The 26,092-nt window shown below is 57.0% G+C and carries 40 protein-coding genes; 38 read left to right on the top strand and 2 right to left on the bottom strand.

Annotated elements, in window-relative coordinates:
• From rpsJ to WCS52_06355, 33 genes are all read left to right on the top strand, one after another.
• On the top strand, positions 1 to 309 hold the full coding sequence (gene rpsJ, locus WCS52_06515; protein MEI6166830.1) for a 30S ribosomal protein S10: 309 nt from the start codon (positions 1 to 3) through the stop codon (positions 307 to 309).
• Between the two features lie 10 nt (positions 310 to 319).
• Entirely contained in the window at positions 320 to 967 is a 648-nt protein-coding gene (gene rplC / locus WCS52_06510; GenBank protein MEI6166829.1) for a 50S ribosomal protein L3, read from the top strand.
• On the top strand, positions 964 to 1,605 hold the full coding sequence (gene rplD, locus WCS52_06505) for a 50S ribosomal protein L4 (GenBank protein ID MEI6166828.1): 642 nt from the start codon (positions 964 to 966) through the stop codon (positions 1,603 to 1,605). The genes rplC and rplD overlap by 4 nt, the downstream gene beginning before the upstream one ends.
• Positions 1,602 to 1,883 (top strand): 50S ribosomal protein L23, encoded by a 282-nt coding sequence (gene rplW / locus WCS52_06500; protein MEI6166827.1) that lies wholly within the window; start codon positions 1,602 to 1,604, stop codon positions 1,881 to 1,883. Before rplD ends, rplW begins: the two co-directional genes overlap by 4 nt.
• A 10-nt stretch (positions 1,884 to 1,893) precedes the next feature.
• Positions 1,894 to 2,718, top strand: coding sequence for a 50S ribosomal protein L2 (rplB, locus tag WCS52_06495; GenBank protein ID MEI6166826.1), 825 nt, complete (start codon positions 1,894 to 1,896; stop codon positions 2,716 to 2,718).
• A gap of 3 nt (positions 2,719 to 2,721) precedes the next feature.
• Positions 2,722 to 3,003 (top strand): 30S ribosomal protein S19, encoded by a 282-nt coding sequence (gene rpsS / locus WCS52_06490; GenBank protein ID MEI6166825.1) that lies wholly within the window; start codon positions 2,722 to 2,724, stop codon positions 3,001 to 3,003.
• Positions 3,004 to 3,006: 3 nt separating this feature from the next.
• Positions 3,007 to 3,513 (top strand): hypothetical protein, encoded by a 507-nt coding sequence (locus WCS52_06485; GenBank protein MEI6166824.1) that lies wholly within the window; start codon positions 3,007 to 3,009, stop codon positions 3,511 to 3,513.
• A 10-nt stretch (positions 3,514 to 3,523) separates the two neighbouring features.
• Positions 3,524 to 3,859, top strand: coding sequence for a 50S ribosomal protein L22 (gene rplV, locus WCS52_06480; protein MEI6166823.1), 336 nt, complete (start codon positions 3,524 to 3,526; stop codon positions 3,857 to 3,859).
• Between the two features lie 36 nt (positions 3,860 to 3,895).
• The gene (gene rpsC / locus WCS52_06475) at positions 3,896 to 4,564 is read left to right on the top strand and encodes a 30S ribosomal protein S3 (GenBank protein ID MEI6166822.1); all 669 of its coding nucleotides are present in this window, start codon (positions 3,896 to 3,898) and stop codon (positions 4,562 to 4,564) included.
• The gene (gene rplP / locus WCS52_06470; GenBank protein MEI6166821.1) at positions 4,548 to 4,961 is read left to right on the top strand and encodes a 50S ribosomal protein L16; all 414 of its coding nucleotides are present in this window, start codon (positions 4,548 to 4,550) and stop codon (positions 4,959 to 4,961) included. The genes rpsC and rplP overlap by 17 nt, the downstream gene beginning before the upstream one ends.
• Before the next feature lie 32 nt (positions 4,962 to 4,993).
• Positions 4,994 to 5,191: a 50S ribosomal protein L29 gene (gene rpmC / locus WCS52_06465; GenBank protein ID MEI6166820.1), complete on the top strand. Its 198-nt coding sequence runs from the start codon at positions 4,994 to 4,996 to the stop codon at positions 5,189 to 5,191.
• On the top strand, positions 5,191 to 5,472 hold the full coding sequence (gene rpsQ / locus WCS52_06460) for a 30S ribosomal protein S17 (GenBank protein ID MEI6166819.1): 282 nt from the start codon (positions 5,191 to 5,193) through the stop codon (positions 5,470 to 5,472). The genes rpmC and rpsQ overlap by 1 nt, the downstream gene beginning before the upstream one ends.
• 14 nt (positions 5,473 to 5,486) lie before the next feature.
• Positions 5,487 to 5,849 (top strand): 50S ribosomal protein L14, encoded by a 363-nt coding sequence (gene rplN / locus WCS52_06455; GenBank protein ID MEI6166818.1) that lies wholly within the window; start codon positions 5,487 to 5,489, stop codon positions 5,847 to 5,849.
• A 12-nt stretch (positions 5,850 to 5,861) separates the two neighbouring features.
• On the top strand, positions 5,862 to 6,173 hold the full coding sequence (gene rplX, locus WCS52_06450; GenBank protein MEI6166817.1) for a 50S ribosomal protein L24: 312 nt from the start codon (positions 5,862 to 5,864) through the stop codon (positions 6,171 to 6,173).
• A gap of 8 nt (positions 6,174 to 6,181) precedes the next feature.
• The gene (rplE, locus tag WCS52_06445; GenBank protein MEI6166816.1) at positions 6,182 to 6,727 is read left to right on the top strand and encodes a 50S ribosomal protein L5; all 546 of its coding nucleotides are present in this window, start codon (positions 6,182 to 6,184) and stop codon (positions 6,725 to 6,727) included.
• A 23-nt stretch (positions 6,728 to 6,750) separates the two neighbouring features.
• Positions 6,751 to 6,936, top strand: coding sequence for a type Z 30S ribosomal protein S14 (locus WCS52_06440; protein ID MEI6166815.1), 186 nt, complete (start codon positions 6,751 to 6,753; stop codon positions 6,934 to 6,936).
• A gap of 12 nt (positions 6,937 to 6,948) precedes the next feature.
• Complete coding sequence (rpsH, locus tag WCS52_06435; GenBank protein MEI6166814.1) at positions 6,949 to 7,347, top strand: 30S ribosomal protein S8; 399 nt, start codon at positions 6,949 to 6,951, stop codon at positions 7,345 to 7,347.
• Between the two features lie 68 nt (positions 7,348 to 7,415).
• A complete protein-coding gene (gene rplF, locus WCS52_06430; GenBank protein MEI6166813.1) occupies positions 7,416 to 7,949 on the top strand; it encodes a 50S ribosomal protein L6 in 534 nt (177 codons plus the stop codon).
• Positions 7,950 to 7,952: 3 nt separating this feature from the next.
• On the top strand, positions 7,953 to 8,306 hold the full coding sequence (gene rplR / locus WCS52_06425; GenBank protein ID MEI6166812.1) for a 50S ribosomal protein L18: 354 nt from the start codon (positions 7,953 to 7,955) through the stop codon (positions 8,304 to 8,306).
• Between the two features lie 25 nt (positions 8,307 to 8,331).
• Entirely contained in the window at positions 8,332 to 8,829 is a 498-nt protein-coding gene (gene rpsE, locus WCS52_06420) for a 30S ribosomal protein S5 (GenBank protein ID MEI6166811.1), read from the top strand.
• A 35-nt stretch (positions 8,830 to 8,864) separates the two neighbouring features.
• Positions 8,865 to 9,308: a 50S ribosomal protein L15 gene (gene rplO, locus WCS52_06415; protein ID MEI6166810.1), complete on the top strand. Its 444-nt coding sequence runs from the start codon at positions 8,865 to 8,867 to the stop codon at positions 9,306 to 9,308.
• 18 nt (positions 9,309 to 9,326) lie between these two features.
• Positions 9,327 to 10,682, top strand: coding sequence for a preprotein translocase subunit SecY (gene secY / locus WCS52_06410; GenBank protein ID MEI6166809.1), 1,356 nt, complete (start codon positions 9,327 to 9,329; stop codon positions 10,680 to 10,682).
• 26 nt (positions 10,683 to 10,708) lie between these two features.
• Positions 10,709 to 11,368, top strand: a complete 660-nt coding sequence (locus tag WCS52_06405) for an adenylate kinase (protein MEI6166808.1) — start codon at positions 10,709 to 10,711, stop codon at positions 11,366 to 11,368.
• A complete protein-coding gene (gene map, locus WCS52_06400; GenBank protein ID MEI6166807.1) occupies positions 11,365 to 12,111 on the top strand; it encodes a type I methionyl aminopeptidase in 747 nt (248 codons plus the stop codon). The genes WCS52_06405 and map overlap by 4 nt, the downstream gene beginning before the upstream one ends.
• Before the next feature lie 87 nt (positions 12,112 to 12,198).
• Positions 12,199 to 12,312, top strand: a complete 114-nt coding sequence (rpmJ, locus tag WCS52_06395) for a 50S ribosomal protein L36 (protein MEI6166806.1) — start codon at positions 12,199 to 12,201, stop codon at positions 12,310 to 12,312.
• Positions 12,313 to 12,324: 12 nt separating this feature from the next.
• Entirely contained in the window at positions 12,325 to 12,720 is a 396-nt protein-coding gene (rpsM, locus tag WCS52_06390) for a 30S ribosomal protein S13 (protein MEI6166805.1), read from the top strand.
• A 34-nt stretch (positions 12,721 to 12,754) separates the two neighbouring features.
• A complete protein-coding gene (rpsK, locus tag WCS52_06385) occupies positions 12,755 to 13,243 on the top strand; it encodes a 30S ribosomal protein S11 (protein ID MEI6166804.1) in 489 nt (162 codons plus the stop codon).
• Between the two features lie 32 nt (positions 13,244 to 13,275).
• The gene (gene rpsD, locus WCS52_06380; GenBank protein MEI6166803.1) at positions 13,276 to 13,899 is read left to right on the top strand and encodes a 30S ribosomal protein S4; all 624 of its coding nucleotides are present in this window, start codon (positions 13,276 to 13,278) and stop codon (positions 13,897 to 13,899) included.
• A gap of 51 nt (positions 13,900 to 13,950) precedes the next feature.
• The gene (locus WCS52_06375) at positions 13,951 to 14,973 is read left to right on the top strand and encodes a DNA-directed RNA polymerase subunit alpha (protein MEI6166802.1); all 1,023 of its coding nucleotides are present in this window, start codon (positions 13,951 to 13,953) and stop codon (positions 14,971 to 14,973) included.
• A 92-nt stretch (positions 14,974 to 15,065) separates the two neighbouring features.
• On the top strand, positions 15,066 to 15,530 hold the full coding sequence (gene rplQ / locus WCS52_06370; GenBank protein ID MEI6166801.1) for a 50S ribosomal protein L17: 465 nt from the start codon (positions 15,066 to 15,068) through the stop codon (positions 15,528 to 15,530).
• A gap of 99 nt (positions 15,531 to 15,629) precedes the next feature.
• Positions 15,630 to 16,157 (top strand): transcription termination/antitermination NusG family protein, encoded by a 528-nt coding sequence (locus WCS52_06365; GenBank protein ID MEI6166800.1) that lies wholly within the window; start codon positions 15,630 to 15,632, stop codon positions 16,155 to 16,157.
• Between the two features lie 19 nt (positions 16,158 to 16,176).
• Positions 16,177 to 17,313: a carboxynorspermidine decarboxylase gene (gene nspC, locus WCS52_06360; protein ID MEI6166799.1), complete on the top strand. Its 1,137-nt coding sequence runs from the start codon at positions 16,177 to 16,179 to the stop codon at positions 17,311 to 17,313.
• 12 nt (positions 17,314 to 17,325) lie between these two features.
• On the top strand, positions 17,326 to 19,644 hold the full coding sequence (locus WCS52_06355) for an inverse autotransporter beta domain-containing protein (GenBank protein MEI6166798.1): 2,319 nt from the start codon (positions 17,326 to 17,328) through the stop codon (positions 19,642 to 19,644).
• Here the strand turns inward: WCS52_06355 and WCS52_06350 are convergent.
• Positions 19,613 to 20,569 carry a histone deacetylase gene (locus WCS52_06350; protein MEI6166797.1) on the bottom strand — a complete coding sequence of 319 codons (957 nt, stop codon included), beginning with the start codon at positions 20,567 to 20,569 and terminating at the stop codon, positions 19,613 to 19,615. The genes WCS52_06355 and WCS52_06350 overlap by 32 nt on opposite strands.
• A 263-nt stretch (positions 20,570 to 20,832) precedes the next feature.
• On the opposite strand from WCS52_06350, the gene WCS52_06345 reads away from it, so the two are divergent.
• From WCS52_06345 to WCS52_06325, 5 genes are all read left to right on the top strand, one after another.
• Entirely contained in the window at positions 20,833 to 22,053 is a 1,221-nt protein-coding gene (locus WCS52_06345) for an LL-diaminopimelate aminotransferase (GenBank protein MEI6166796.1), read from the top strand.
• A 16-nt stretch (positions 22,054 to 22,069) separates the two neighbouring features.
• On the top strand, positions 22,070 to 22,639 hold the full coding sequence (locus WCS52_06340; GenBank protein MEI6166795.1) for an SIS domain-containing protein: 570 nt from the start codon (positions 22,070 to 22,072) through the stop codon (positions 22,637 to 22,639).
• A 30-nt stretch (positions 22,640 to 22,669) separates the two neighbouring features.
• Positions 22,670 to 23,572, top strand: a complete 903-nt coding sequence (gene lipA / locus WCS52_06335; GenBank protein MEI6166794.1) for a lipoyl synthase — start codon at positions 22,670 to 22,672, stop codon at positions 23,570 to 23,572.
• Positions 23,565 to 24,446 (top strand): lysophospholipid acyltransferase family protein, encoded by an 882-nt coding sequence (locus tag WCS52_06330; protein MEI6166793.1) that lies wholly within the window; start codon positions 23,565 to 23,567, stop codon positions 24,444 to 24,446. The genes lipA and WCS52_06330 overlap by 8 nt, the downstream gene beginning before the upstream one ends.
• A 282-nt stretch (positions 24,447 to 24,728) precedes the next feature.
• Positions 24,729 to 25,424: a glycosyltransferase family 2 protein gene (locus tag WCS52_06325; GenBank protein ID MEI6166792.1), complete on the top strand. Its 696-nt coding sequence runs from the start codon at positions 24,729 to 24,731 to the stop codon at positions 25,422 to 25,424.
• Positions 25,425 to 25,496: 72 nt separating this feature from the next.
• On the opposite strand, the gene cobU is transcribed toward WCS52_06325, so the two are convergent.
• Positions 25,497 to 26,009: a bifunctional adenosylcobinamide kinase/adenosylcobinamide-phosphate guanylyltransferase gene (cobU, locus tag WCS52_06320; GenBank protein MEI6166791.1), complete on the bottom strand. Its 513-nt coding sequence runs from the start codon at positions 26,007 to 26,009 to the stop codon at positions 25,497 to 25,499.
• Between the last annotated feature and the right edge of the window lie 83 nt (positions 26,010 to 26,092).

Below are 26,092 nucleotides of genomic sequence, written 5' to 3'. Positions count from 1 at the left end.
ATGGAAAAGCAACGAATACGCATACGTTTGAAAGCCTACGACTATCGGGTATTGGATCAGTCCGTATCGGATATTGTGGAGACGGCGAAAAGGACGGGAGCCCGGGTCGTTGGACCGATTCCCATGCCCACGCGCATCGAGAGTTATAGCGTCAACCGAAGTGTTCATGTCGACAAAAAATCGATGGAACAATTTGAAGTTCGCACGCATAAACGGTTGTTGGACATTGTGGAGCCGACGGCAAGAACGGTGGATGAGTTGAAAAAACTCAACATGCCGGCCGGCGTAGATATAACGATCAAGATTTAAGCAGGTAGCCATGCAAGGGATACTCGGAAAAAAAATTGGAATGACACGAGTCTTCGGCTCTGAAGGCCAACAGACTCCTGTTACAGTGATTGAGGTGGGCCCGTGTGTTGTTGTCCAGCGGAAGACAAAAGGCTGCGACGGCTACGATGCGCTCAAGCTCGGGTTTGACGAGGTGAAAGCCTCGCGTGCGAATAAACCCCATAATGGGCAGTTTACAGCTGCGAAAGTGAAGCCGCAACGGTTCCTGCGGGAGTTTCCCGTAATCGCCGGGGATGAGTCGAAGGTGGGCGATACGATTACCGCCGCCATCCTTGAAGGCGCCCTGTATGTGGATGTCGTCGGGGTGACCAAGGGCCGAGGGTTTGCAGGTGTGGTCCGTCGTTTCAAGATGGCGGGTGGACCGATGACCCATGGTGGTCATTCCAAACGTCGTGTCGGTTCGATTGGCTGCCGTTCGTATCCCGGTCGTGTTCATAAGGGCAAGCATATGCCCGGGCACATGGGAAATGTGCGGGTCACCACGCAGAATTTGCAGGTCGTCCAGCTTCGGGCGGGCGAGAATCTGATTCTGGTTAAAGGCGCCGTTCCCGGGCCTTCGGGGGCGATGGTTGAGGTGCGTAAAGCATTGAAAAAGACGAAGGCAGGGCAGGTTAAATGAGCAAGCTTTCAGTCTATGATATGAAGGGATCCTCGTTGGCGAAGGTTGACTTCCCCGACGCGTTGCTGACGACCAAGGGGCAACAGGCGGTCCATGATGTGGTGATCGCGTATCAGGCCGGTATCCGTGCCGGTACCGCGAATACGCTCGGTAAGGGTGACGTTGCGGGTAGCAACAAGAAGCCCTGGAAGCAAAAGGGAACCGGACGTGCCCGTGCAGGGTATCGTCAGTCGCCGGTGTGGCGTGGTGGTGGCGTGGCGCATGGCCCGCATCCCCGGAGCTATGCCAAGAAGGTACCCGTCAAGGTGGCGCGTCTGGCATTCCGCCGGGCGTTCAGTGATCTCGTGCGCGAAGATCGCGTCCGGGTGCTGGATCAGCTGACGTTCGCAGAGCCGAAAACCAAGATAGCTTCAGGTTTGCTGAAATCCCTTGGTCTGACAAAAGGCGCGCTGGTGGTCGTTGATGTAATGGACAAAAATCTGGTGTGCGCCCTCCGCAATTTAACTAATGTCGAAGTGACGACGGCCAAAGACGTGAGCACGTTCCAGCTGATCCGCTATCCCGTGACGGTGGTGACGCGTGCCGGCATGGACGGGCTGCGCTTGCGGCTTGAGGGTGAAGCAGGGAGTAAATCATGAAGAATGCGCTTTCAGCGGTACGGGGATTGCACATTACCGAAAAGGGATCGTTGCTGGCTGCCCAGAACAAGTATCTCTTTAAGGTGGACCCGGCGGCCAACAAACTTGAGATTAAATTGGCGATTGAAGATTTTTTCAAGGTTAAGGTAGTCAAGGTCAACACCATGAACTACGATGGCAAGAAACGCCGTGAGCGGACCCTTCATTACGGCAAAAAAGCCGATTGGAAACGGGCCGTGGTAACCTTGAAGGCTGGCGATAAGATCGATTTGGAATAGGAAGCACGACATGGCGCTTAAAAGCTACAAACCTACAACGCCGAGTTTGCGTAACACCAAGCTCTCTGCGTTTGATGAGATTACGAAGAGCAAGCCCGAACGGTCTTTGACGCGGGCCCAGAAATCACAGGCGGGACGTAATTCCGCCGGCCGGGTAACCATCCGACACCGCGGGGGCGGACATAAACGTAAGTTCCGTCTGATTGATTTTAAGCGGAATAAGATTGGCATTCCTGCCAAGGTTCAGGCCATTGAATATGATCCGAATCGTTCCGCCAATATCGCCCTGTTAGCTTATCGGGACGGGGAAAAACGCTATATCCTGGCTCCGGCTGGCTTGGAAGTCGGCGCGATTGTCATGTCGGGTCCGGATGTCGAGCCGGTTACGGGGAACATGATGCCGCTGGCTAAAATTCCGCTCGGGTTGCCGATCCATAATATTGAATTGACGGTCGGGGGCGGGGCGCAATTGGTTCGCAGTGCGGGACAGACGGCGCAGTTGATGGCCCGTGAAACCGGCTACGCCAGTGTGAAGTTGCCGTCCGGCGAGATCCGGTTGATTAACGCCAATTGCATGGCGACGATTGGTCAGGTTGGTAATATTGATCATAATGGTGTTAAGCTTGGCAAAGCCGGGCGCAAACGCTGGAAGGGGATTCGTCCGACCGTGCGTGGTGTGGCGATGAACCCGGTGGATCACCCGATGGGTGGTGGTGAAGGTCGTACGTCTGGCGGTGGTCACCCTGTGACGCCGTGGGGTCAGCTCACGAAGGGCAAAAAGACTCGGGCGAGACGGAAGGCGTCGAAAAAATTTATTCTTAGTCGGAGAAAGTAAACCATGGGCCGTTCACTTAAAAAAGGGCCGTTTGTTGATGAAAAGCTGCTGGAGCGGGTTGAGAAGATGAACCGCGCAGGCGAGAAACGCGTTGTTAAAACGTGGTCACGCCGTTCCATGATTGCCCCCGAATTCGTCGGGCACACGCTGGCTGTTCATAACGGCAAATTGCATATGCCGGTCTATATTACGGAGTATATGGTGGGTCATCGCCTGGGTGAGTTCGCCCCCACGCGGATCTTCCGCAAGCACGGGACGCACACGGATAAAACTGTTGCCAAGTAACGGATGAGCGCGCTCGGCCCGGATAGGAGTTCTGGACTGGTCTGTGCGGGCATACTCGTAGCGGTACTGGTGGCGGCGTGTTCAGCCTCGGAGGACGATCGGGACGTGGGAGAGGTGAAGGTCCTGAGACGCCAGGTGCAGAGCTTGAGTGAGGCGTTGGTTTCGGCGAAAATGGAATGTGATGGGTTAAAGGCGCGGTTGGAAACCCGGGCCCATGAGGCGGACGAGACGTCGAGTGAAAGACTGGGCGGATCGGCGATATTGAGGGATAAGAAATATCTGATTTTGGATGTTAACAAAGAGTTGGGCATGGTCATCCTCAACGGAGGACGTCGGGACGGGGTCAAACCCGGGCTGATGTTTGATGTGATAAGTGGGGATAAGTCCGTGGCGACGGTTCGGGTTGTGGATTCTCGGTCGGCCATCGCCGGTGCCGTAATTCAGAATGTGGGCCGGGAGTTACCCAAAGTTCAGGATCGGGTGGTTTTGGCTGCCGGATCGAAGAACTAGGAGCGAGTTAATGGAAGTTAAAGCAATAACCAAGTATGTTCGGTTGTCACCGCGAAAAGCGCGTGATATGGCGCGGGCGATTCAGGGCATGCCTGTGGCTGATGCAATTAAGACGGTCGAGTTCAGCGAGCGTAAGGCAGCGAGGCAGTTGGAGAAGACAATTCGTTCCGCTGTCGCAAATGCTGAAAACAATGCTAAGCTGTTGGCTGACGACCTGAGAGTAAAAGAGGCCACGATTGGTGAAGGTCCTGCGATGAAGCGTTTTTGGGCGCGTTCGCGTGGCATGGTGAGCCGGATTCGGAAACGAACCAGCCACATTACAATCGTGTTGTCGGATGGTAAGTGACCGGTAAATACCGGATGACGTGAAAGGAGCATCGTTTTGGGACAGAAAATCAATCCGATTGGATTAAGGATTGCGGTCAGCAAGGCTTGGAAGTCGCGCTGGTTTGCGGATAAGCGCACGTTCGGCACCCTGCTGAATGAGGATCTGACGATCCGTGATCTTGTAAAGAAACGTCTCGATGCAGCGGCGGTTGCCGAGATCATTATTGAACGCTACGCGAATCGTGTTAGAGTCACGATTTGTACCGCCAGACCGGGTATTGTCATCGGGCGTAAAGGACAGGACTTGGACCGTATTCGCGAGGAAATCGCGAAGTTGACGGGCAAGGAAATCTACCTCGAGATCCGTGAGATCCGGAGTCCTGACACCAATGCCCAGCTGGTGGCTGAGAGCGTGGCGCTGCAGATGGAACGACGCGTGTCGTTCCGCCGGGCGATGAAGCGCGCCATCAAGATGGCGATGGAATTGGGTGTCAAGGGGATCCGGATCAAGGTGTCCGGCCGCCTGGGTGGCGCCGAACTTTCCCGCGTGGAATGGTATAAGGAGGGAACGATCCCGCTGCATACCCTGCGTGCCAATATCGACTACGGTTTTGCTGAAGCGCAGACGACCGCAGGTAAAATTGGCGTGAAAACGTGGATCTGCAAAGAGAAGGATGAGCCTGAAAAGGCAGTAAGGGGACGATCCAATGCCGCTTATGCCTAAACGCGTGAAGCACCGCATGGTGCACAGGGGATCCCGCAAGGGAAACGCGCAATCAGGGAATTCTCTCGCCTTTGGTGAGTACGGGTTGAAGGCGCTTGATCGGGCTTGGGTTAAAGCCAACCAGATCGAAGCCTGTCGCGTGGCCATGAATCGCAATATGAAGCGGCGTGGCAAGGTGTGGTTGCGCATCTTCCCGGACAAACCGGTGAGTAAGAAGCCTCTTGAGACCCGGCAGGGTAAGGGGAAAGGTGATCCTGAGTTTTGGGTCGCTGTGATTTTGCCCGGAACCATGATGTTCGAAGTGGACGGTGTTTCGGAGCAGTTGGCTAAAGAATCGTTGCGTCTGGCGGCGGCAAAGTTGCCGATTCGGACAATGTTTGTTAAACGGCACCACTAATACGGGCCAAACAGGACAGGGGTGCGGACGCTATGAAGGCCGCTAAACTGAGAGAAAATAACAAAGAAGAACTCGTGCAGCAATGCTCCGACATGGAGAAGGAATTGCGCACGTTGAAAATTCGTAAATCGGCGAGCCAGATCGAGCAGCCGTCGCGTATCAAGAGTTTGCGTCGGGATATTGCCCGTGCGCAGACGGTGATGAGCGAACGGCGTCGCCAGCAAGGTTGATGATTATGGCAGACACGGAAACCAATCGAGCGCTTCGCAAAGAACGTACTGGCATTGTTGTCAGCTCGGCGATGCAAAAGACCATTGTGGTGCGCGTGGAACGGACGACCCGTCATCCCCTCTACGGGAAAGAGATGACGCAGGCCAAGAAGTATCATGCGCATGACGAAGAGAACAAAGCCAAAGTTGGCGATAAGGTACGGATCGTTGAGACGCGTCCGTTGAGCAAACTTAAACGGTGGCGTCTCCTCGAAATTGTGGAAACGGCTAAACGCCAGTAACTGGGTGAACGACCATGATTCAAGAAGAAACAAACCTTGATGTTGCAGATAATACCGGAGCGCGGCGCGTGCGTTGCTTCCGGATCATCGGGCAGCGTAAGATGTATGCTCACATCGGTGATTTGATCCGGGTTGCGGTCCAAGAGGCCCAGCCGACGGGATTGGTAAAAAAAGGGCAGGTTTGCCGGGCAATTATTGTCCGGACATGCCAGCCGATCCGCCGTTCTGATGGTTCGGCCCTTCGGTTTGACAACAACGCCGTGGTGCTTGTGGACGAGAAGCTTAACCCCATCGGGACCCGTATTTTCGGACCGGTAGCGCGTGAGCTTCGTGAGAAGTATATGAAAATTGTCTCACTCGCCCCCGAAGTGTTGTAAGAAGAGGAATATATGAATATCCGACGAAACGATATCGTTGTGGCCACACGGGGCCGTGACAAGGGTAAGCAGGGAAAGGTGCTTCAGATTGTGACTGGGAAGCATCGTGCGATTGTTGAGGGACTTTGCATGGTGACCAAACATCTTCGGAAGTCCCAGGACAATCCGAAGGGGGGCATCGTGCAGAAGGAATCTTCCATTGCGCTTGCCAACCTGATGGTCTACTGCCCGCAGTGTAAGAAGGCGGTCCGCGTAAAGCGTGTGGCCGAGGGTGACAAGCGGATCCGCAAGTGCAAAAAATGCGGCCAAGCATTTGACTCGTAAGGTGGTCTATGACGGGACTTAAGACGAAATATAAAGAAGAAGTTGTGCCCGCGTTGATGAAATCGCTGGGCTGCAAGAATGTGATGGATGTTCCGCGCATGCTGAAGGTCACCATTAATATGGGCTTCAACTCCACGGTTGACAAAGATCAGATTCGCGCCATTTCTGATGACTTGGGAACGATCTCAGGGCAGAAGCCGGTCATCACAAAAGCGCGTAAGAGTATCTCGAATTTCAAGTTGCGCCAGGGGATGCCGGTCGGTGCGAAGGTGACCCTTCGCGGCAACCGGATGTATGAATTCATGGAGCGACTCATTCATGCCGCTTTACCCCGCATACGCGATTTTCGCGGGTTGCCGGCAAAAGGGTTTGATGGACGGGGAAGCTACACCTTCGGTCTTCAGGAACAGTCAATTTTTCCTGAAATTGACCCGGATGTTGTTAAAAAGGTGCAGGGAATGAACGTGACGATTGTCACATCGGCGTCAACGGATGCGCGGGCTCGTGAACTGCTCACGATGGTCGGTATTCCATTCATGAAGTCGAATAAGTAGAACACGGCAGGGAGGACGTTCTTTTGGCTAAGAAATCACAGGAAGTCAAGGCGAGCCGCACGCCGAAGTTTAGCACTCGCCGCTACAACCGCTGTAAACGCTGCGGGCGACGACATGCTTTTATGCGCAAGTTCCAGGTATGCCGTATTTGCTTCCGGGAACTGGCATCAACGGGGATGATCCCCGGAGTAATTAAGGCGAGCTGGTAAATTGGAGAGCCTATGAGTTTGTCGGATCCTATCAGTGACATGTTGAATCGCATCCGGAATGCATCGGGTGCGGGTTTGAAAACGACTGACATCAGCCATTCTAAGATGAAGGGCGAGATTGCGGTTATTTTGAAGAAGGAAGGCTATGTCCGCGACGTCACCGTCGAGGGACAGGGTCGCGAAAAAGTGTTGAGAGTGGTATTGAAATATGATGCCAGCCGCAACCCGACCATCAGGGGGTTACGCCGGGTTAGCAAACCGGGGCTCAGGCGCTACGTGGGTTTCGATGAAATCCCCTTGGTGTTGGGCGGCATGGGGGTATCAATTTTGAGCACCCCGTCCGGTATTGTGACGGATAACGAAGCACGGCGGAAGCGCGTGGGCGGAGAGTTGCTCTGTCAAATCTGGTAAACCAGGCGTTTCTGAAATAACTGCCGCTTAACGGGCGGCAGGTAACAAAATTTAAATAGGGGAAGAGAATGTCTAGAATCGGCAAAAAACCGATAGCTATCCCGAAGGGCGTAACGGTCCTCGTGAGTGGCGGGACGGTATCGGCTAAGGGTCCTAAGGGTGACTTGGTGACGAAACTTCCTCCGTCCATCAAGGCGGAAGTGAAGGATGCAAATATCATCGTGAGTACGGTCGAAGACACAGTCCGGGGGCATAGCTTCCATGGACTGGGTCGGAGTCTGGTGGCGAATATGGTCCTGGGCGTGGACAAGGGGTATTCGATTGAACTTGAACTTCAGGGCGTCGGTTTCCGTGCGGCCGTGCAGGGCAGCAAGCTGACGATGAATATTGGTTATTCAAGCCCGGTGGTGCACGAGGCGCCCGCGGGTATTACAGTGGCAGTTAAGGATAGTGTGATAACGGTTGGGGGCGCGGATAAGCAGCTCGTGGGTGATGTTGCAGCGCGTATTCGCTCCTATTATCCGCCCGAGCCCTATAAGGGCAAGGGAATCCGTTATAAGGGCGAACATGTCCGGCGTAAGGCCGGCAAGACGGTGGCCTAACGTATGAAAACAGTCGACAGAAAAGAAAATCGTGCACGCAGGCACACACGGATTCGCAAGCATATCGCCGGGACGGCGGAACGCGCTCGCTTGTGTGTGATGGTCTCCAACAAGCATATCTATGTGCAGCTTGTGGATGATGATAAGGGAGTGACGTTGGCCTCGGTGTCATCATCTGGTAAAGATGGTGTCGGCAAGAAAAACACCGAAGGCGCCAAGTTGCTTGGAAAACGTTTGGCAGAAATTGCCACGGAAATGGGCGTCAAAAACGTCGTGTTTGACCGCGGTGGATATAAGTATCATGGCCGGGTTAAGGCGATTGCCGATGCCGTACGTGAGGCAGGGTTTAAATTCTAGCCCTAGAAAGCAAGAGCACACTGTGATGAAAGAACGAACAAGGGCGGATAATAATTCGGACTCCTCCGGCGAAGTCGAGGAGCGTGTGGTGTTTGTCAACCGCTGTGCAAAAGTGGTTAAGGGCGGACGCCGGTTTAGCTTTAGCGCGATTGTCGTGGTCGGCAACCGCAATGGAATGGTCGGATATGGATTCGGGAAAGCCAACGAAGTGGCGGACGCGATCCGTAAGGGCGGCGAAATCGCCCGCCGGAGCATGATCCACGTGACGCTCAAGGACCGCACTATTCCGCATGAGGTTACGGGGCAGTGTGATGGCGGTTATATTTTGTTGAAGCCCGCCTCCCAGGGTACCGGTGTTATTGCCGGTGGCGGGATGCGCGCGGTGCTGGAGCTCTCCGGGATTCATGATATCCTGGGTAAATCTCTGGGCAGCGGAAACAAGGTTAACGTGGTTAAGGCGACCATCAACGCGTTGGAGTCCCTGCGATCTCGGGATGAGATCATGGCGGCTCGGCAGAACTAATCACTAATCATTTGATCCGATAGGTAAAACATACGATGAACTTGCATTCATTGAAAAATACGACAGGCGCGAAATCGACAAGAAAGCGTCTTGGACGGGGCGTGGGTTCCGGACTGGGAAAGACATCCGGCCGGGGTCACAAGGGACAATTTGCGCGTTCAGGGCACAAGCACAAGCTGGGCTTTGAAGGCGGTCAGATGCGCCTGATCCGGCGTATCCCGAAACGGGGCTTTACGAATATCTCGCGGAAGGAATTCCTGCCCGTGAACGTATCTGCGTTGAGCGTGTTTGAGGCCGGTACTGAGGTGACTCCTGAGCTGATGAAGGCGAAGGGCATGGCCAACGGGCTGGCGGATGGGATTAAGATCCTGGGTAATGGGTCGATCACGAAGAAACTGATCGTCAAGGCTCACGCGTTCAGCGCCGATGCCAAAGCGAAAATTGAGGCTGCCGGCGGAGCCTGTGAGATCGTCACGTAAGGGAAATGAGACTGCGACATGCTTTCTGCGTTCACGAATAGCTTCAAGATTCCTGAGTTGAGGTCCCGTATTTTATTTACGATGGGACTGATTTTCATTTGCCGCCTGGTGGCTCATGTCCCGACTCCCGGGGTGGACGCAGTCGCATTGCAGCGTGTCGTTGCTGATATCGAAAAAAGCTCGGGCGGGGGCGTCCTGGGCTTGCTTGATATGTTTAGCGGTGGGGCATTGAGTAATTGCGCGGTGGGCGCGCTGGGGATTATGCCCTACATCAGCGCCTCCATCATCCTGCAGTTGCTTAGCGCGGTTGTTCCGGTGCTGGGACGCTTGAAGCTGGAAGGGGACACCGGACGTCAGAAGCTGACGCAGTATACCCGTATGCTGACGGTGTTTTTGTGCGTCATCCAAGGCTGGTTTATGGGCGCGACGCTTGAAAATCCCGCGATGCTCGGGCTCCCGGAAGGAGTCAACCTCGTATTAAATCCCGGGATTGGCTTTAAGCTGATGACCATTGTCACGATGACGACCGGGACCATCTTTATCATGTGGTTGGGCGAGCAGATCACGCAGCGCGGGATCGGGAATGGGATATCGCTGATCATCACCCAGGGGATCGTCAGCCGCCTCCCTGCGGCGGTGGCCTATGTCATTCAGATGTTTCACGTGGGCGAGGATGGCCTCCGTCAATTCAATCCGGTATTCCTCGTCGTGATGGTGTTCGCTCTCTTCGGAGTCGTCGCTGGCACGATTATGCTGACACAGGGGCAACGCAAGATCCCGATTCAGTATGCCAAGCGGGTGGTGGGACGCAAGGTCTATGGCGGACAAAGCACCTTCATGCCGTTGCGGATTAATTACTCGGGGGTGATGCCCATTATCTTCGCCCAGTCGATCCTGATGTTCCCCGCGATTCTGTTGCGGCGCATCCCTGGTGATTTTGCCCAAAAGATGGCAGACAGTCTGACGATGGACACGGGGCTGTATATGCTGCTGTATGGCATCATGATTCTCTTTTTCTCCTATTTCTGGGTGGCCACCCAGTTTAATCCGGTGCAGATTGCGGATGATTTGAAGAAATATGGCGGCTATGTGCCGGGCGTCCGTCCGGGCGGGCCAACCGCTGAATTCCTGGATATGACCATGACGAAGATTACCTTGGCGGGTGCGATTTTTCTGACGATTATTGCGGTGATTCCTTCCGTAATGAACCGGCAGTTTGGCGTCCCCTGGCTGGTATCCTCCTTTTTCGGCGGAACGAGTTTGCTGATTACCGTGGGCGTGATGTTGGACACCATGCGTCAGGTTGAATCGCATCTACTCATGCGGCATTACGACGGATTCCTGCATAAGGGCAAACTGCACGGCCGGCGATAACAGCGGATTTTGGAGCGACCACGACAATGAAGACAATTATTTTACTTGGGGCGCCGGGCGCAGGCAAGGGGACCATTGCTGAAGGGATACGCAATGAGAGCGCGTTTATCCATGTGTCCACCGGCGATATGCTGCGGGAAGCCGTCAAGAACGGGACCGTTGTCGGACGTCAGGCCGAAGGCTACATGAAACGGGGCGAATTGGTGCCGGATGATGTCATTGTCGGCATTGTCGGGGAGCGTCTGGAGCGGGGGGCGCGGGACCTGGCCTATATGTTTGATGGATTTCCGCGAACCCTTGATCAGGCGCGGTTGCTGGATGAGACGCTGGCCCGGTACGCTTCGAAAGTCGACAAGGTATTTCTGCTGGATGCACCCCGCGACCTGTTGCTGGCCCGCCTGACGGGGCGTCGGGTATGCCGCAAATGCGGCCAGAGCTACCACGTCATCAATATTCCGCCGAAAAAAGAAGGCATTTGCGATCTCTGCGGCGGCGAGTTGTATCAGCGGGCCGATGACAGCGAGTCCACCATTTTGAACCGTTTAGAGGTATATACGAAGCAGACGGAAAGTCTTATTTCTTATTACGAGAAAAAAGGCGTGCTCGTCCGTGTCGATTCCGCCAGGCAGCGGCAGGCGACGGTGGCGGAGATCCTGGCGGTTGCGAAACCGCTCATTGCTTCATGATCATTCTCAAGAATCGGGATGAGATTCGCAAGATGCGGGAAAGTGGCCGTATCGCGGCATGCATCCGGGAGGAACTGGCCCGGCTGGTATCGCCGGGAATCACGACCCGGGAATTGGATGCCAAGGCCGCCCAGTTGATTGCGGCCATGGGTGCGAAAAGCGCGTTTTTAGGGTATCGCGGCTATCCCGGGAATGTGTGTATTTCGATCGACTCGGAAGTGGTTCACGGGATTCCCGGTGATCGCCGGATTGAAATCGGTCAGATTGTCAGTCTGGATGTCGGGGTGATGTTTGGTGGGTTTATTGGTGACACCGCCACAACGGTCATGGTCGGGGTAACGGATCCGGATATCATTCGGTTGGTTCGGGCTACCGAGCAGGCCCTGGCGGCGGGGATCGAGAAGGCCCGCGCCGGGAAACGGCTGGGAGATATCTCCCATGCGGTGGAAGCGACCGTGGTGCAGTCGGGGTTTTCGGTGGTGCGGGATTTTGTCGGACATGGGGTGGGGCGGAAGCTTCACGAAGATCCGCAAATTCCGAATTTCGGAACCGCAGGAGCGGGGCCGAAATTGAAGGTTGGCATGACGCTGGCAATTGAGCCCATGGTGAATATGGGAGGCAGCGCCGTGAATGTGCTGGGTGATGGATGGACCGTCTGTACGGCAGATGGCAGGCCATCGGCGCATTTTGAGCATACGGTGGCGATCTGTGAGGATGGCCCTGAAATTTTGACAGCGGTATGATCCGTTGTTTGGATTTAGTATTTTGGTGTGGACAACAGGATAGGCCATTGATAAATTGGCCGACTATTTTTGGAATGGAGCCAGAGGATGAAGGTCAGAAGTTCAGTCAAGCGGATTTGTGAGCGCTGCAAGATTGTGCGCCGCCGGGGTGTGGTGCGAGTGATTTGCACCAATTCACGTCATAAGCAGCGTCAAGGTTAAGGAGAATTTGGGATGCCCAGAATATTAGGTGTGGATATACCAGGTAAGAAGTGCATTGAGTATTCGTTGCGCTATCTTTATGGAATTGGACCAACTAACGCCCGTCAAGTGATTGACGAGGCCAAGATCGACCCGGTGAAAAAAGCCGATGATCTCACGGATGAAGAGTTGGCCAGAATTATTAATGTGATCCAAAATACTTACCGGATCGAGGGTGATTTGCGCCGCGAAGTGGCACAGAACATTCGACGTCTGATCAGTATCGGAAGTTACCGGGGTATTCGTCATAAGCGCGGACTCCCTGTTCGGGGCCAGCGCACAAGTACGAATGCGCGTACCCGCAAGGGACCGCGGCGCACAGTGGGTGCGGTTCGCGGAAAAGAAGCGCGGGCGGCCGCGAAGCAGTAACAAACAGCAGTGATAAAAGAGGCACGGGTTCGCAATGGCAGACGTTAAAGAAAAAGTTGAAGAAAAGAATGGCGCCAAGCCGGAGGCTGCGGCAGCTCCGGGTCCGGACGCTTTGGCGGGAGGCCCCGAAGGGGCAGCTCGTCCGGTTCGGCAGCAGCGCGTCCGTACAGGGCGTGTGGTTCCGTTTGGGATCGTCCATATCCGGGCCACATTCAACAATACGATTATTTCGGTTTCGGATAGTAAAGGTGGCGTGATTGCGTGGAGCACATCAGGTCGTGCGGGATTCAAGGGATCCCGTAAGAGCACCGCCTTTGCCGCCAGTGTGGTGGCGCAGGAAGTGGCGCGACAGGCGGTCGCCCGCGGCATGCAGGAAGTAGAAGTACGTGTTCAGGGGCCGGGGGCAGGTCGTGAATCAGCGATTCGCGCATTGCAGTCTGCCGGATTGAACCTCACCATGATCAAAGATGTGACGCCTATGCCGCATAACGGTTGCCGGCCTCGCAAACGTCGCCGCGTCTAAAGGCAGATTTTGTAGAGAACAGGAGAATTCGAATGGGTAGATATACTGGACCAGCATGCAGGCTTTGTCGCCGTGAAGGTATGAAGCTGTTTTTGAAGGGGGATCGTTGCCGCATGGCAAAGTGTCCTATTGAAACCGGGCGTCCGGCTCCGGGCATGCACGGTGCGCGTCCTTCCAAGAAGACGGACTATTGTGTGCAGTTGCGTGAAAAACAACGCTTGCGTCGTTCCTATGGCTTGCAGGAAGGGCAGTTCAAACTGTTCTTCGAACGGGCCGCCAGCAAGCGTGGTGTCACGGGTGAAATGTTGTTGCAGTTGCTGGAAATGCGGCTCGACAATCTGGCCTTCCGTCTCGGATTCGGGGCCTCCCGTCGTGCCGCACGGCAGCTTGTGTTGCATGGACATTTAACGGTCAACGGACGGCGCGCCGATGTGCCTTCCATGACGCTGAAAGTGGGCGACAAGATCGAAGTCAAGGGTCGCAAACAGAGTCAGGAAGCCGTGAAGCGGGTTGTAGACGCGAAAGGGCATGAAGCCTCTTCCTGGTTGACCGTGGACAAGGTTGCGCTCAAGGGGGAAGTGCTCCGCATTCCCACACGTGAGGAAATCGCGCCGTTGGTCAATGAACAGTTGATCGTTGAGTTGTACTCTAAGTAAAGATATTCGTGCCGGGAAACGGGGAAGCCGTTTCCGGGGAAGGATCGTATCATGCCAATCAGACTGAGCAAATTCGAAATGCCCAAGCGGTTAGTAAAGGATGAAGCCACAGCCACGCCGACGTTTGCGCGGTTTGTTGCTGAACCGCTGGAAGTAGGCTACGGACGCACCATCGGCAACTCCTTGCGCCGGGTATTGCTGTCCTCCCTGGAGGGAGCAGCCATTTCATCTGTGCGTATCGAGGGTGCCCCTCATGAGTTCTGCGCCCTTCCGGGGGTGGTGGAAGACGTGACGGATATCATCTTGAACCTTAAGAAGGTGCTGCTCAAGGCGCAGTCCCGCGAGTCGCGTCTGTTGCATCTGAAGGTCAAGGGCCCGCGTGAAGTCAAGGCCAGCGACATTCAGACCGATGGAACCATCGAGGTGCTGAACCCTAATCAGCACATAGCGACCTTGGCGGCGGATGGCGTGTTGGATATGACCCTGGAGATCCGGGTCGGTCGTGGCTTCTGCCCGGCCGAGCTGAACAAGAAGGAAAATCAGGATATTGGACGGATTCCGATTGATTCGATTTTCTCCCCGGTCAAGCGCGTGAATTTTTCAATTGAAAACACCCGCGTCGGGCAGCGCACGGATTATGACAAACTCGTCATCGAAGTGACGTCGGATGGCCGGATCTCTCCCGATGATGCCTTGACGGTGTCGGCGGCAGTGTTGCGCCACCATCTGGATGTGTTCGTCGACTATGATAAGAATGTGGTCGAGTTCGAGGATGTTGAAGCCAAGGTCGATCTTGAGCGCGATCAGATGCTCAAGACCCTCAATATGAGCGTCAATGAAATCGAGCTGAGCGTGCGGGCGGCGAATTGTCTGAACAACGCCAATATCACGACGGTCGGGCATCTGGCTCAGAAGTCCGAGGCGGAAATGCTGAAATACCGGAATTTCGGCAAGAAGTCCTTGAATGAAATCAAGGCGAAATTAACGGATCTCGGGCTGAGCCTTGGGATGAAATTCGACGACGATCTGGTCAAGGCCATGAGAGGGCTTGAGACCAATAAAGACAGCGAATAATCCTGTCTGGAATTCGCGGCGAGGGTTGAAAGTTAACGACCGGGGTCATGGGCTAACGCCCTGGCACGGCGTAGGGATGTCGGGAGTCAGCAATGCGTCACAAAAAGAAAATGGTGAAATTGGGTCGGCCTGCAGAAGCGCGTAAGGCGCTGATGATGTCAATGGTCGGCAGTCTTATTGAAGAACAGCGGATCAAGACAACCTTGCCCAAGGCCAGGTTAACCCGTGCGTTGGCAGAGAAGATGGTGACGGTGGCGAAGCGGGCCATCGCGTCGGGCAAGCCGGAGAAAATGTTGCAAGCCAAGCGGAAAGCCCTGGCGTTTCTCCGCCACCGGAAGCCGATGATTAAGCTTTTTGATACGATTGCGCCCCAGTACAAGGACCGTTTGGGCGGCTATACCCGCATCACCAAGGTCGGTCGTCGGGGGAGCGATAGCTCCGAGATGGCGATCCTGGAGTGGGTTGATCTGGCAATGGTGAAAAAAGGACGCAAGGCCAAAGCGGCTGCGGCGGGCAATGATGAGCCGGTTACAGGGGAAACCAAAAAGGAATCCTGATCCCTTTGTTTCATTGCGAGGCGAGGTCTCTCCGGAGCCCGTCCTCACATCAGAAGACGCCGATAGCAATGTCGGCGTCTTTTTTTTGGAAGGGAGTTCATGATGGATGCACAGACGGGTGAGGGTCGGGAGGCTCCGGGCGAATCGCTCTGGCATGTATTGTATGTCAAGCCGCGTTGTGAGAAGAAGATGGCGGGGTATTGCGAGGTTCATGGGGTGGAGTGTGAACTCCCGCTCCGCGAAGAAACCAAGACCTATCAGCGGCGGAAGGTGACCGTGTATAAGCCGGTTTTTCCCGGCTATGTGTTCCTCCGTTTCCCGGATGAGGATAAGCTGACAGTGCTGAAAAGTAATCTGGTGGTCCGGATTCTTCCGGTGGATCATCAGGCCCAGTTTTCCAAGGAATTAATGCAGATCCGCCAGGCCTTGGCGATCGATCCCACCCTTGATGCCTCTGCGGCATTCCAGGCGGGCCGGCGGGTGCTGATCAAGAGCGGACCCTTTGAGGGCGTGGAGGGGGTCGTGCAGGTGGTGAAAGGCCGGACCAAAGTGGTTTTGAATGTGGATATCATCGGCCGCGCGATTGCGGTCGAAGTCGGTATGGAATTGCTGGAACCGGTGGAGTAAGGGTGTCAGGAGCGGATTCATGGATATAAGTAAACTGGTAACCCCGTGCTATGTGGTGGATGAGTCGAAATTGGCGGCCAATTTGGCGCGCCTGGATGAGGTTCAGCGGCGGACCGGCTGCAAAATCCTGCTCGCCCTGAAAGGCTTTTCCATGTTCAGCACCTTTCCCCAAATCGCCAGGGTGCTGCAGGGAACGGCCGCCAGTTCCTTGAATGAGGCCCGGCTCGGATTCGAGGAGTTCAAGCGCGAAGTGCATGTGTATGCCCCGGCCTTCCGGCCGGATGAATTTGAAGAGATCCTGAACTACGCGCATCACCTGGTCTTTAATTCCTTTGCCCAATGGCACCTCTATAAGGAGCAGGTCGCCCGCTCCCGCAAGCCCGTCCGCTGCGGCCTGCGGGTGAATCCGCAACATTCCGAGGTCAAGGTACCGCTCTATGATCCTTGTGCGCCGGGATCCCGGCTGGGGATCACCTGTGATCAGTTCGAAGGGCAGGATCTGTCCGGTGTGTCAGGGCTTCATTTTCATACGTTGTGTGAATTGAACGCGGATGCCCTGGCGCGAACCCTGCCGGTGGTCGAGGAAAAGTTCGGTCGCTATTTCGGCGGGTTGAGCTGGGTTAATTTCGGGGGGGGGCATCACATTACGCGGGCGGATTATGAGGTTGATCTGCTCTGCCAGGTCATTCAGGGGTTTCGCGCACGTCACCCCCATCTGGAGGTCTATCTGGAACCGGGCGAAGCCATCGCCTTGAACACAGGGGTGCTGGTCACCTCCGTTCTGGATATCGTGCACAATGCCATGGATGTGGCCATTCTTGACACCTCTGCCGCCGCCCACATGCCGGATGTCCTGGAGATGCCTTATCGCCCGGGAATTGTGGGGGCCGGCCGTCCCGGGGAGCATCCGTATACGTACCGCCTGGGCGGTATGACGTGTCTTGCGGGGGATGTGGTGGGGGATTATTCTTTCCCCGCTCCGCTGGCGGTCGGGGATAAACTGATCTTTACCGATATGGCCCATTATACGATGGTTAAAAATAATACGTTTAACGGGGTCGGCCTGCCCTCCATCGCTATCTATCACCCGGATCGCGAGTCGATCGAGGTGATCCGTCGTTTTGGCTATGAGGATTACCGGAACCGTTTGTCGTAAGGAGGACGATTCATGCGTTGCTCACAGGCGGCAAGGGGACTGCGACTGGCGGGAGGGACCTTTCTGGCCGCCCTCGTCCTAGTTGCCGGGGGTGCGGAACCCGGTGATCCCCTCGCGTCCCTGCCTTCCCCGGAGCCGTCCCTCCCGCCCGCTCAGTTGAGTGTGGGGGTTCAATGGAGCGGCCAGCAGGTTGACTCCTTCGGGGATATGCTGGTTCCGGTCTATCAGCGGCCCACGGAGCTTCTCTTTATCAATCCGCGTGGCACCTGGAATGACGAGCAGTCCCGTGAATTCAGTATCGGGCTGGGGGGGCGGCATCTCTTTCCTGATAGAAACATCATTGTCGGCGCGAATCTTTACTATGACCGGCGTGAGTCCTCGCTCGACAACACCTTTAATCAGGCGGGCTTCGGGCTGGAGTGGCTCAGTCAGTGGGTGGATGCCCGGGCGAATTTTTATTTCCCGGAACAGGGCGAAAAAAGCGCGGATGACTATGTGGTGACCCCGGGCACCCTGCAGGAGCATGCCGAGTACTGGTATGCGCCATCCGCCCAAGGTCATGTCATCAGTCAGTATGGCTATGAGATGACGGACTCCTACACGATCAATACCCTCCAGCATTACCGGACCACGGAGCAGGCCAGGGATGGCTTTGATGCTGAACTGGGCTCGCTTCTGCCTCTTCCGGTTTTGAGGCACTACGCCGACATCAAGGCGTTCGTGGGCTTTTATCAGTATTCTGCGGCGTATGGCTCGGGGGTTTCAGGGCTGAAGGCGCGTGTTGAAATCCGGCCGCTACCCGCACTGTATCTGGATGCCGGCTGGGTGGAGGATGCGGTCGAATCCGGCGCGCAGGGCTCGGTGGGGGTCCGGGCGGCCGTCCCGTTTGATCTGGCGCGCTTAAGTCGGGGCCGGAATCCCTTTGCCGGCGCACTGGCCGGATTCAGGCCGGGAGGCCTGCATAGTCCTTTCGCCTCCCGATTAACGGAGATGGTCATGCGTGACTTGCATATCCGGACCGAGGTCTCGGCTCCCACGGAAGTCGTCGGGGACCGCCGGATTATTGAGAAAACATTAGTCTCGCACGAGCGTAAAGACATGACGGATATATTGGCCTCCGACGTCACGTTCGTGGATGCCGATAACCGGACCGGGCTGGAAGCGGGAACCTGGGAGAATCCCTATCGGCAGATTAATGCCGGCGTGCAGAATGCCATTGGCGCCCTGGTATATGTGAGTGAGGCCGCCCGGCCGTACGATGAGAATGTCGTGTTGCGCAAAGGGCTCACACTCTGGGGCAGCGGGGCCCCGCTGCAGGGCCCTCATGGCGTCTTTCAGGGGACCGTCTTCCCGGTTGTGAATGGGGGCGGAAAGGGGCCGGTCATCACGCTTGCCAATGAGACCCGGGTCACTGGATTTGAGCTCGTGCAGCCGGCTGGCACCCCCCTCGCCAGTCCGGTGATTTTTGGAGAGGATGTATCCGGCGTCACGATCAGCCATAATATCATCCAGGGAAATGGATCTGCGGTGGCTGGCATTCAATTGCAGGCGGTCCATATCCCGGTCGTTGCCGCGACCATTCGCGATAACCGGATCTCGGGGGTCGCAGGGACGGGGATCAATATCGACCTGGCAACCGTGCCTCTCGTGGAGCTGACGTTGGACCAGAACACCGTTTCCGGTAATAGCGGGGATGGGGCCCGCATTTCGGCCATCGACTGTGATGTGTTCCACCTGTACGTTTCGGGGAATTATTCCGGGAACGGCGGCGACGGTCTGGCCCTTCAGGCCTTTACACAGGAAGCCCGGGTGGAAGGGGCTTCCCTTGCGGCCAATGCCAATGGCGGGAATGGCGTCTTCCTGGATGTGTATGGCTACCGTTCAGTTCAGGTCGCGTTTGATACGCTTGAGGCTGCAAATAATCATTCGGACGGGCTTCATGCAGTGCTGGCGGCCGGTGGTTCGGTTCAGGTTTCTCTGGTGAATAGCCGGCTCACCGGGAATAGCACGGACGGCGTATTCCTGGATCTTGACTCCGGGCTTGATTCCTTCGTGGTGGCCCGCGGCAATGACCTCTCCCGTAACGGGGCCAACGGGGTGCATCTGCAGACGTTGGCCCCATGGGATAGCGTTTACGATTTTGGCCAGGCCACCGATTATGGCCTGAACGCCTTCTATGGCAACGGCGCCTTCCAGATGATGTTTGACGGGTTAGGCATGGCCTCTGCCGCGGGAAACTGGTGGGGGACCCCGGCGCCGGTGGATCATGTGGACTATCAGGCCGTCGGGGGCGGGACGATTATTGCGGCCCCGGCCCTGCCAGCCCCCTGATATGCGTTTCAACCGAGGCCGCAAGCCCTGTCAGGCTGTAGCCGCCTTCCAGCACTGAAACCAGGCGATTCCCGCAATGGGTCCGGGCCAGAGTCATGACCAGGCGCGTGAAGCCGGCGAACCCGTTCTCCGTGAGGGAGGCGCAGGCCAGCGGGTCGTCACGGTGTCCGTCAAATCCGGCCGAAATGAGAATGAATTCCGGCTGAAAGGTCGCCATCGCGGGGATCAGCTCCTGTGCCAGCGCCTGTTGGTAATCCGCGTCAGTCGCGCCAGGGGGCATGGGGACGTTACGGGTATATCCTGTTCCCGGGCCTGCTCCTGTCTCGGCGGCCTGGCCACTTCCCGGGGGGTAGAGTGAGGCCTGGTGAAGGCTGAAATAGAATACGGATGGATCGCTATAAAAAATGTGCTGGGTGCCGTTTCCGTGGTGGATATCCCAGTCGATGATGGCGATCTTTTTCAGGCCGTACCGGTGTTGAAGATAGCGGGCGCCGATGGCGACGTTGTTGAAAAAGCAGAAGCCCATGGCGCGGTCCGGCAGGGCGTGATGCCCCGGGGGCCGTACGGCGCAGAAGGCATTCCGGGCCTGCTGTTGCATCACCGCATCCAGGGCGGTGAGCACCGCCCCGGCCGCCATCACGGCGGCGTCATAGGTTCCAGGGGACCCGATGGTCACGTCGTCAGGTTTGAAAAGCCCCCCCCCGCTACTGGCGAGCCGGAGGTGCTCCACATAGTCTGCGGTATGAACGGCGGTGAGGGCGGCGATGGGCGCGGGCTGCGGGGGGAGGTGCCGCAGCTGGTCCCACAGCCCGGTTTTCTTCAACTGATCCAGAATGGCGGTCAGCCGTTGGCGCTTGTCCGGATGCGCCCAGCCAGGGTGATGCTTGAGGAAAACCGGGTCATAGAGAAAAGCCGTCTTAAGCATGGTAACGTCCTGATAAAAGGGAGGTGAAGATTTACCACGGAGACACGGAGGCACAAAGAATAAAATACAAGTAAGATCAAGCCGTGCGTAAAGAATAAGGTGGCAGCCGCCGTCCCCGGCGGCTGATGGATGACGAAGCACGCGGGATCGTTCGCCGAGGACGTCGAACGCCACCCTCTCGTTGGATCAAATCGAATCTCCCTTGATTCCCTTCCCTGAGACAGGTATCTTGGAATCCGTTTTTAAAACAGAGGAGATGGCTTATGGACGTTCAGAAGATGTTTGCGGACCGGATTGGTGGCAGTGCGTTTGGAACCACCAACGAGATTTACAAATTCGAAAAGATCAAGCGAGCCAAGGCGGCGGCCCGTGCGGCCCGGCCTACCGTGGAACTGCTCGATTTCGGGGTGGGGGAGCCGGATCAGATGGCGCCGGCCCCGATTCGCAAGGCACTCAAGGTCGCCGTGGATAATCCTGCCAACCGGGGCTATGCCGATAATGGCATCCGCGAGTTCAAGCTGGCGGCCGCGGAGTACATGAGCACGTTCTTCGGGGTCACCGATTTGAACCCCGACACCGATATCTGCCACAGCATCGGCTCAAAGCCGGCTCTGGCAATGTTGCCCCTCTGCTTCATCAATCCCGGCGATGTGGCCCTGGTCACGGTGCCCGGCTATCCGGTGCTGGCGACCCACACCCGTTACCTCGGCGGCGAAGTCGTGAAGGTCCCTTTGAAAAAGGAAAACCAGTTTTACCCCGATCTCGACAGTATTGATCCGGCCGTCCTGGCCCGTACCAAGCTGTTCTATGTCAATTATCCGAACAACCCGACGGGCGCGGCGCCCACCGAGGAGCTCTTCGACCAGTTGATCGCCTTTGCCCAGAAGCACAACATCCTCATTGTGCAGGATGCGGCCTATGCGACGCTCGTGTACGGCCAGCCGTTATCGATCCTGAGCCGGCCGGGCGGGAAGGACGTGGCCATCGAACTCCACTCCATGAGCAAGAGCTACAACATGACCGGCTGGCGCCTTGGCTTTGTGGCTGGGGCCGCGCGTATCGTGCAGGCCTATGCGGAAGTGAAGGACAATGTGGACTCGGGTCAATTCAAGGCCATTCAACTGGCGGCGTGCGCTGGGATTGCCGACCGGAAGCTGGCCGATAAGATCAAGAAACATTATGAGCGCCGCTTGAAGAAAATCGTCAAGGTGCTCAAGGCGGTGGGCTTCAAGGCGAAAATGCCCGGCGGGACGTTCTACCTGTACGTTCCGGCCCCCAAGGGGGCGGGCGTCCAGACGTTCCTCACGGCGGAAGATGCCTCGCAATATCTGATCCGTGAATGCTCCATCTCCACGGTGCCCTGGGATGATGTGGGCCCCTTCCTGCGGTTCTCGGCCACCTTTGAATCGAAGGACAAAGCCGATGATGACCGCGTGATTGCCGAGTTGTCTGAGCGGCTGATGAAGGCCAACTTGCGATTCTAATCCGGGGAGGACAGCGATGTCGGAAATAGCCAGACTATTGAGCGGGATTGAAGAGAGCGCACGGACGGTGGGCACACTGGTGGATCAGGTCCAGACGCTGGACGCCATCTGCCGGCTGGTGGTGGCCTCGCTTAAAAACGGGAACAAGGTGCTGACGGCGGGGAATGGCGGCAGTGCCGCGGAGGCCATGCATATGGCCGAGGAACTGCTGGGCCGTTTCCGTGGCAATCGACGCTCCCTGCCGGGGCTGGCCCTGATGGCCGATGGCACGGCCCTCACCTGCATCGCCAACGACTTTGGCTACGATCAGCTTTTCAGCCGGCAGATTGAAGGACTCGGTCAGTCCGGCGACATCCTGGTGCTCTTCAGCACCAGTGGGGCGGCGGTGAATCTCCGGTTGGCCCTCGAGGCGGCCCAGGCCAAAGGCATGAAAGTGATCGGGCTCCTGGGCAAAGACGGTGGCCCGCTGGCGGGAAGATGCGACCTTGAAATCATTGTCAAGGGCAAGGCCACTGAGCGTATCCAGGAAGCGCACCAGGTGCTGTTGCACCTGATCCTGGACGCGGTTGAGAGCGAGTTCTCCTAATTCTTTTCCGGTCCAACAGGAAGGGCCTATATGACTGGCGCTGAAAAACACAATCAGGGCCCGCGCCTCCCGCCCTGGATCCGGATCCGGTATTCAGGACACGGTACTCAGGACGCGGTGAACCAGCTGCTCAAGGCCAGTGACCTGCATACGGTCTGCCAGGGCGCGCGGTGTCCCAATCAGCACGAGTGTTTCAGTCGCGGCGTCGCCACCTTCATGATCCTCGGGGATACCTGCACCCGCGACTGCCGCTTCTGTGCCGTCCAGTCAGGCCAGCCCCCGGCGGTCGATCCGGATGAACCCCGCCGCCTGGCCGAGGCGGTGGCCCGGCTCAAACTCAGGCACGTCGTGGTCACGAGTGTCACCCGCGATGATCTCGTCGATGGCGGCGCCCATCATTTTGCCGCCACCATCCAGGCCATCCGGAGCCAGTTGCCGGAGGCCACCGTGGAGGTGTTGACGCCGGATTTCAAAGGCGTGGAACGGGATATCGACGTGGTGTTGGAGGCCGGACCCGATGTCTTCAACCATAATCTGGAGACGGTCCGCTCATTGCAGAAGACGATCCGTCCCGCAGCCAGCTATGAGTGCTCCCTGGCGGTACTGGCCTATGCGGCGCAGCGGGGGGGGCGCACGGATGTGAAATCCGGCCTGATGGTCGGACTGGGCGAGACGGACGAGGAGGTCTATGAGGCGATGGGCGATTTGAGGCGGGCCGGGGTGGCCTTGCTGACGATCGGGCAGTATCTGGCGCCCTCGACGGCGCATGCTCCGGTCACGCGCTATGTGACGCCCGCGCAATTTGAGGACTATGCCCGGCACGGTCAGGCCCTCGGGTTCCGTAACGTGGCGTCCGCCCCGATGGTCCGTTCCTCCTATAGGGCCGAACATCAATTTCATGGCGGGGAAAAGGCGGGAGGCCCCTGTGGTTGAATATGCCGCCTATTGGGTCGCCGGGTTTTTATGCCGCACCATCCCCTTGCATTTTGCCTATTGGCTCAGTCTGCGGATTTCTGATGGGTACTTCTTTTTCGAGCGGCGGGGCCGCGCGGCGGTCACCGCCAATCTGCGGCAGGTGATGGCCTTCCGGGGACAGCACCCCACGGAGCGGGAGCTCAAGTTGACCACCCGCACCACGTTCCAGTTTTTTGGAAAATATCTGGTTGATTTTTTCCGGTTTCAGCGGCTGAGCGAAGCGGATATCAAGCGGTTGGTGACCATTGAGCATCCGGAGTACATTGAGCAGGCTTGGCAGATGGGCAAGGGAGTCATCGCGGTGACGGCCCATCTGGGGAACTGGGAGATTGGCGGGGCGGTACTGGCGGGAATGGGGTACCCCATCAATGTGGTGGCGTTGAAACAGCCCTCGGCCAAATTGAATGATTTCTTTCAGAAGCACCGGCGCAAACGGGGCATGGTGGTGGTGCCGTTGGGCTCCTCGGTCAAGCGGTTGGTGGGCGCCTTGCGACGCAAGGAATTTATAGCCCTGCTGGCCGACCGGGATTACTCGGAGCATCATGAGACCACCCTGCTGTGCGGCGCTCCGGCCTATATGCCGCGGGGCGCCTCCTGGCTGGCCGCCAAGACCGGCGCCGTGATCCTGCCGGGGTTCGTGTTGCGCAACGAGGATGATACGTTTCTGATGAAGATGTATCCGCCGATCATCCCCTTGCCGGGCATGTCCCAGGAGGCCCTTCAGGAGCAGATCAGTGCCGCGCTGGAAGACGCGATTGGCGCCTATCCCCACCAGTGGTTCATGTTCCAGCCCGTCTGGGGCGGCCTCAGCTACGGCGCCTCCGGAAAGTAAGGTTGCTGCCCCTGGGCCCCACGACAGGGAAGACTCATCTAATCTGAGTTGTGGGGCGGATGTCCCCATCCGCCTGTCTGAGGGTCCAACTGGCAACAAGGCGGATGGGGACATCCGCCCCACAGAGGGCGGCACAACAAAGGGAGGCACCCACCACCATTATAAACATTTCGTGAATTCTGTCTGATTATCTTGATTCTGCTGGATATTTAGATTGCTGCCATGGGCTCCCCGATGTGTCTCATTGCGGTTTTAGATAAAGTTTAGTAATTTTTGTTCTAGATGAATCCACTAACAACATCCAGGCCGGACCCCAGAGGGTGTGTGATTATCCCCGCCTACCGGGAAGCCGGCCGCATCGGGGCCGTGGTGGAGGGCGTCCGCGCCTTTGTTCCTGATGTGCTCGTGGTGGATGACGGGTCACCCGACGAAACCGCCGGCCAGGCGGAGCGGGCCGGGGCCATCGTGATCCGGCATGAGACCAATTGCGGGAAGGGGGCGGCGCTCGAAACCGGCTTCCGCAGCGCACGGGAGCGGGGCTTTGAGTTCGCCATCACCCTGGATGGGGACGGCCAGCATGCCCCATCGGATCTCCCGGCGTTTATTCAGGAATTCAGGAAGTCGGGGACGCCCGTTCTCATTGGGACCCGGATGTCGGATACCCGGAGCATGCCCTGGGTGCGGCGCCTGACCAACCGCTTCATGAGCTGGCTGTTGAGCCGCGAGATGGGGCAGCGGGTGCCCGACACCCAATGTGGGTACCGGCTCTATGTCCTGGCCGTGGTGCCGGAACTATCCGCCCAATCCCGGCGGTTTGCCGCCGAATCGGAAATCCTCATGGAGTTAAGCCGGCGGGGCGTCAAGATCGGATCCGTCCCCATTGCCACGATCTACGGCTCCGAGCAGAGCAAGATCCATCCCATCAAAGATGCCATCCTGTTTTTAAAAATGCTCCACCACTTCCGCAGTAGGCAGTGAGCAGTAGGCAGTGGGCAGTAGCCACGGGCCTTTCTGCCAACTGCCTACTGCTCACTGCCTACTGACCACGGCTCACTTGATCTTCATCGGGATGCCGGCGATCACGAAGAGCACGGTGTCGGCAACAGCCGCCAGGTCCTGGTTCAGCCAGCCCTGCAAGTCCCGGAAGGTGCGGCCGAGCGCCGAGTCCGGCACGATGCCCATTCCGACCTCATTGCTGACGATGATCACATCGCAGGGACTGGCGGTGAGCGCCTTAATCAGCTCCTGCTTTCGCGCCTGCACGGCGGGCTCGCCCTCCTTCAGCAGCACATTGGTCAGCCATAAGGTGGCGCAGTCGATCAATATGCCGTCGCGTTTCGGTGTGTGGGACTGGATCACCCGGGCCAGGTCCAGGGGTTCCTCCACACAGCCCCACTTCGGCCCCCGCTGCTGGCGGTGCAACTTCACCCGCTCCATCATTTCCTGGTCGAGCGTTTCTGCGGTCGCCAGATACAGCGGATGCTGCCACCCCTGTTCGGCCAGTTTCTGGGCATGAGTGCTCTTCCCGCTCCGGGCTCCCCCGAGTATCAGTGTAATGTTCATTTCATTCTCCAATATTTCAGCCTTTATCGTAATCTTAATCGTAATCTTAATCTCTGGCGATAATGCAGGGGCTTTTGTTTGGG

The sequence above is a fragment of the bacterium genome (assembly GCA_037128595.1).
GTDB lineage: Bacteria > Verrucomicrobiota > Kiritimatiellia > CAIKKV01 > CAITUY01 > JAABPW01.
The sequence above is the reverse complement of the archived record's forward strand: the minus strand, read 5'-3'. Positions and strand labels throughout refer to the sequence as shown.